Genomic DNA, 4,429 nt, shown 5'->3' with positions numbered 1-4,429 from the left:
GGACGCCCTGGAGCGACGGTGGGTCACTTGCCCTTGGCTTCCGCCTTCGGCTTCGGCTGGCCCTTGAGGGCCGGCGCGACCGCCGTGGCCTTGGTGATGTCGAGCGCGAAGTTCTGGACCACGACGGCGCCCCGGTCACGCTCCGGGGTGCTGATCGGGTCGTTCTGAATGCTGCGACGCTTCATGGCTGTTCACCTCCTTCCGTCAGCTCGGCGGGTACCTCGGAGCGGTCGCCCCGAGGGGTTCGGGGGAGCGGTGCGGGCCAGGCCTGCCCGGCGAACCGGACCATCGCGGCCAGCACCGATCGGTGGTCGGCGGTCCGGCGGCTGTAGTGGCCGCCGTCCACCCAGAGCAGCTCGTGCGGCACCGCCAGCCGGCGCAGGTCCGCCGCGTACCGGGCCACCTGGCCGGGCGGGCACCGCTCGTCGGTCCGCGAGGCGACCAGCAGCACGGGCGAGCGGACCTGGTGCACGTACGACCGGGGGTCGGCCGCCCGGTAGCGCTCGGGCACCTCGTCCGGGGTGCCGCCGAAGAGCCGCCGGTCGAGCTCGCGCAGGGCGGGGGTGGTGGTGCGGTAGGCGGCGGGGTAGTCCGCGATCGGCTGGGCGGCCATGCCGAGCGACCACAGCTCCGGCTGCGCGCCCAGCGCCAGCAGCGCCAGGTAGCCGCCCCACGAGAATCCGCACAGGCCGGTGCGCCCGGCGAGCGCCGTGCCGTCGGCGACCAGTTCCGCGCGGACGGCGGCCAGGTCCTCGATCTGCGCCAGCCCGACCCGGTGGCCGTACTCGTGCTGCCAGCGGGCGCCGTATCCGGTGGAGCCCCGGTAGTTGGTGCGCACCACCGCGTAGCCCTCGCCGACCAGGGCGTTCACCCGGGGGTCGTAGGAGTCCCGGTCGTGGGTGGCGGGGCCGCCGTGCACCAGGAAGAGGGTCGGCCACGGGCCCCGGCCCGCCGGGGTGCTGACGAAGCTGTGGATCCTCCCGTACGGCCGGGGCGTCCAGCGCGGGCTGCGGGAGGTGCCGTCCTGCTCCGGGCCGTCCTGTCCCGGGTCGTCCTGTTCCAGGCCCGGGTGGTCCGCCGGCTCCCCGCCGGGGCGCAGCACCAGCGGGCGGGGCGGGGTCGACTCCCGGCTCCAGACGCAGTGCAGGGCGCCGTCCGGGGCGCAGGACAGGTCGTGGATGGTGCCGCCGGGGGTGCGGAGCTCCCGGACGGGCGGAGCCTGGCCGGCCGCGCCGGGCTCGGCGGGGAAGCGGGCGGGGACGTCGGGGGAGAGGCCGACGGGGACGTCGGGGGAGAGGCCGGCGGAGACGTCGGGGGAGGGGTCGGTGGAGACGCCGGCCGGGAGTTCGGCGAGCAGCAACCGGCTGCGCCCGGCCCGCTCGTGCTGGACCAGCACCCCGCGCGGACCCCGGTACCAGCCGGCCGAGATCTGCGAGTCGAACGACAGCCCCGGGTACCTGCGCAGCCCCGCGCCCGCCCGCCAGGTCGCGACGGCGTAGCGCTCGTCCTCCTCGACCACCAGCAGCAGTTCCGGTTCGAGGACCGCGAACGGGTTGAACTCGATCGGCCAGAGGCGAGTCCCGCCGTCCCCGGGCAGCCGCAGCGGACCGTCCGCCCCGGTGCCGGTCGGCCACAGGACCACCGCGTCGTCCCCGTCGGGCGAGCCGCCGAGGGCGAGCAGCCGGCCGTCCGGCGACAGGTCGGCCAGGCTCAGGTACCCCGGCGCCGAACCGACCAGCCGGGCCTCGCCCGAGGGCGGTCCGAGGTAGCAGCGCGAGTCACCGCCCACCCCGACGGCCACCGCCGCGAGCGCGCCCGTCCGGTCGAAGGCGACGCCGTAGGGCCGCCCGCGCGGCACGCCGTGCAGCGCCTCGCCGGCCGTGCCGCCGGCGAACGGCTCGCGCCGCCACCGCCCCTCACCGGCGCTGTCGGCGTCGAACCACCAGATGGCGCCGCCGTCCGGCTCGATCTCGCTCAGGTGGACGCCGTCCGGCCGGTCGGTGACCACCCGGCGCCGGCCCGCCTCGACGTCCCAGGCGACCGCCTGCCAGCGCTCCTCGACGAGCCGCGTCTCCACCGCGCGGCCCGCCGCCAGCGCGGCGAAGCCGGGGGACTGGAACGCCTGCGTCACGGGCCCGGCCCTTCCGGCTCGATGGTGGGAACAGGCTGCGCTGAACGTTCCGGGAACCAGTGAACTGGTGGGGGAAAAGGACCACGTGTGGAGGGGCGCGGTCCACTCTAGGGGGGTGCCGTGGCGGCGAACAGACCTCGCGCACGGTTGTCCGAAAGAATTGTCGGGCTCATGCCGCCTCGTGGAGCGGACGTCACCCCCAAGAGTGCCGGGTACCTCCCAGGTCCCCCGATTTCCCCGATTGCCCGGATGCGGGCGGACTTCATAGGACATGATCGGCCCGTGCCGAGTGACAACACGCGTCCGAAGTCCACAGCCCTGCCCGCCTCGTGGACCGCCTGGTGGTTCCCGCGGTGCGAGGCGCACCTGCGGGCCGTCACCGTCGAACTGACCTGGTGGGGCCACGACTTCCCGGACGGCCCGCCGGACGCCGAGGACGCGCTGATCCTGCTGCGCCGGACCGCCGCCGGACTCCGGGCGGCCGGGCCCGGGCCGCACGGCGCTGAGACCGCCGCGCTGCTGCTCCGTGCCACCGGGCCGCTGGAGGCCGCCCAGGCCTTCACCCGTAGGCTGGAGCCGCAGGTCCTGCCGCTGGTCTCGCACCACTTCGGCACGGCCGCCCGCCGCCTGGCGGCCGCCCGTGAGCACCTCGACGCGGGCGGACCGGTTCCACGCGTGCCGTGAACCGCCCCCGTGTGCGAGAGCGTTGGAGCGTGGCCCGTGAGTGAATGGCCGGCACCCGCGACGGGCGACGTCCGGCAGGCGTGGGGCCGGGTGACCGGGTGGCTGGAGCGACACGCCCCCGGCGTGTTCGCCGCCCTCGGCGGCCCGGGCGACCCGGCGGCCGTCAGCGCGGTCGAAGCGCGCCTGGGCCTGGAACTCCCCGGCGAGGCGCGCCAGTGGATCCTGCTGAACGACCTCGACGCCGGCCGGCGGCCTGACGCCGGATCACCCCTGGTCGCGCTGGGGCTGGGCGGCGTCATCCCCGACGGCGGCCTGCTGCTCGGCCCCACGGACATCGAGCGGGTCCACCGCCACCGGATGACCACCGAGGAGAGGGCGCCGTCCGGCGACCCCGACCGGCCGTCCTGGCGCCGGGAGTGGCTGCCGATCGTCGCGGAGTGTGACGGGCACTACGGAACGTTCCTCGACACGCGCACCGGCGCCGTGGGGACCTGGACCGAGGGGGAGCTCCCCGACACGGACGAACACCCCTCCCTGTACGCCTTCCTCCAGGAGACGGCGGATCGGCTGGAGGGGGTCTCCACGGGCGACTGGAACGGACCCGCCCGGGCCCGCGGGCTCGTTCCCCGCCCGGCCGACGACCCCGTCCGCCGCTGGGCCCGCGCCAACGGCCTCCTCGTCAACGACCGCGGACGGATCCCGGCGGCCATCCGCGAGGCCTACGAAGCCGCGCGGTGACCGTCGCGCCCGCCCCAGGCCTCCTGCACCGCGCGGAGGTCTCCCCCCGCGCGGTGAAGGAAGCCGACCGGGACCAGCCGCGGCTCAGACCACGGCCCCGTTGTGCTCGCGCGCCCGCGCCGCGCCCGCCGGGTGCGGCGCCTGTGCTCCCCGGGCCTGCCGGGCCTCCCGAGGCCGGTCCGGGAACCGCCCCTGGAGCAGCACGACCACCGGCATCGCGGTGAACACCGTCGACGTGGTGCCCACCAGGACCCCGGCCAGCAGCGCCACCGAGAAGTCGGCGAGCGAGTCGCCGCCGAGGACCGCCAGGGCCACCAGGACGAACAGCGCCCCCATGCCGGTGTTCACCGTCCGGGGGAGGGTCTGCGCCACGGCGCGGTCCGCGAGGTCCGCCCAGCTCGCCTTCGTCCCGGTCCGGCGCAGCTCGCGCAGCCGGTCCAGGACCACCACCGTGTCGTTGACCGAGTACCCGACGATGGTGAGCAGCGCGGCGAGGAAGACGCTGTCCACCGGCTTGCCCAGCCAGGCGAAGAGACCGAGGACGAGCAGCAGGTCCTGCGCCATCGCGATCACCGCGGCGGCCGCGAAGGTCCACCGGAAACGGATCGTCAGGTAGAGCAGCTGGGCGGCGACCGCCAGCCCGAGCGCGGCCAGCGCGTAGCCGCGCAACTCGCTGCCGAGGCTCGGCCCGATCAGCTCGTCGCGCTCCACGGACAGCTCGCCGGTGACGCCGGTGAGCGCCTCCCGGATGCGCTGCTGCTGGTCGTCGCCGGTCTCCTTGGTGCGGACGGACACGCCGGTGTCGCCGGTGGTCTGCACCACGGCCTGCGGGAACCCGGCGCCGACCACCGCCGCGCGGGCGGCGTCCGCGTCGCC

General features: G+C 76.0%; 4 protein-coding genes and 1 pseudogene. 2 read left to right on the top strand and 3 right to left on the bottom strand.

The features are described from left to right. Positions 1-23 precede the first annotated feature (23 nt). Positions 24-185, bottom strand: a complete 162-nt coding sequence (locus ABD308_RS04520) for a hypothetical protein (RefSeq protein WP_344325872.1) — start codon at positions 183-185, stop codon at positions 24-26. After that, positions 182-2,131, bottom strand: a complete 1,950-nt coding sequence (locus ABD308_RS04515; protein ID WP_344325869.1) for a prolyl oligopeptidase family serine peptidase — start codon at positions 2,129-2,131, stop codon at positions 182-184. Before ABD308_RS04515 ends, ABD308_RS04520 begins: the two co-directional genes overlap by 4 nt. Before the next feature lie 282 nt (positions 2,132-2,413). Here ABD308_RS04515 and ABD308_RS04510 point away from each other — a divergent pair, with 282 nt between their 5' ends. Both ABD308_RS04510 and ABD308_RS39555 read left to right on the top strand, forming a co-directional pair. After that, the gene (locus tag ABD308_RS04510; protein ID WP_344325866.1) at positions 2,414-2,815 is read left to right on the top strand and encodes a hypothetical protein; all 402 of its coding nucleotides are present in this window, start codon (positions 2,414-2,416) and stop codon (positions 2,813-2,815) included. Between the two features lie 645 nt (positions 2,816-3,460). Next, positions 3,461-3,553 (top strand): annotated as a pseudogene (locus tag ABD308_RS39555) (Lsr2 family DNA-binding protein); the annotation flags it as partial. Between the two features lie 84 nt (positions 3,554-3,637). On the opposite strand, the gene secF reads toward ABD308_RS39555, so the two are convergent. After that, positions 3,638-4,429, bottom strand: a 792-nt coding sequence (secF, locus tag ABD308_RS04500) for a protein translocase subunit SecF (RefSeq protein ID WP_344325863.1), incomplete at its 5' end; no start/stop codon positions are given.

The sequence above is a fragment of the Kitasatospora putterlickiae genome, from assembly GCF_039527695.1.
Taxonomy (GTDB): Bacteria; Actinomycetota; Actinomycetes; order Streptomycetales; family Streptomycetaceae; genus Kitasatospora; species Kitasatospora putterlickiae.
The sequence above is the reverse complement of the archived record's forward strand: the minus strand, read 5'-3'. Positions and strand labels throughout refer to the sequence as shown.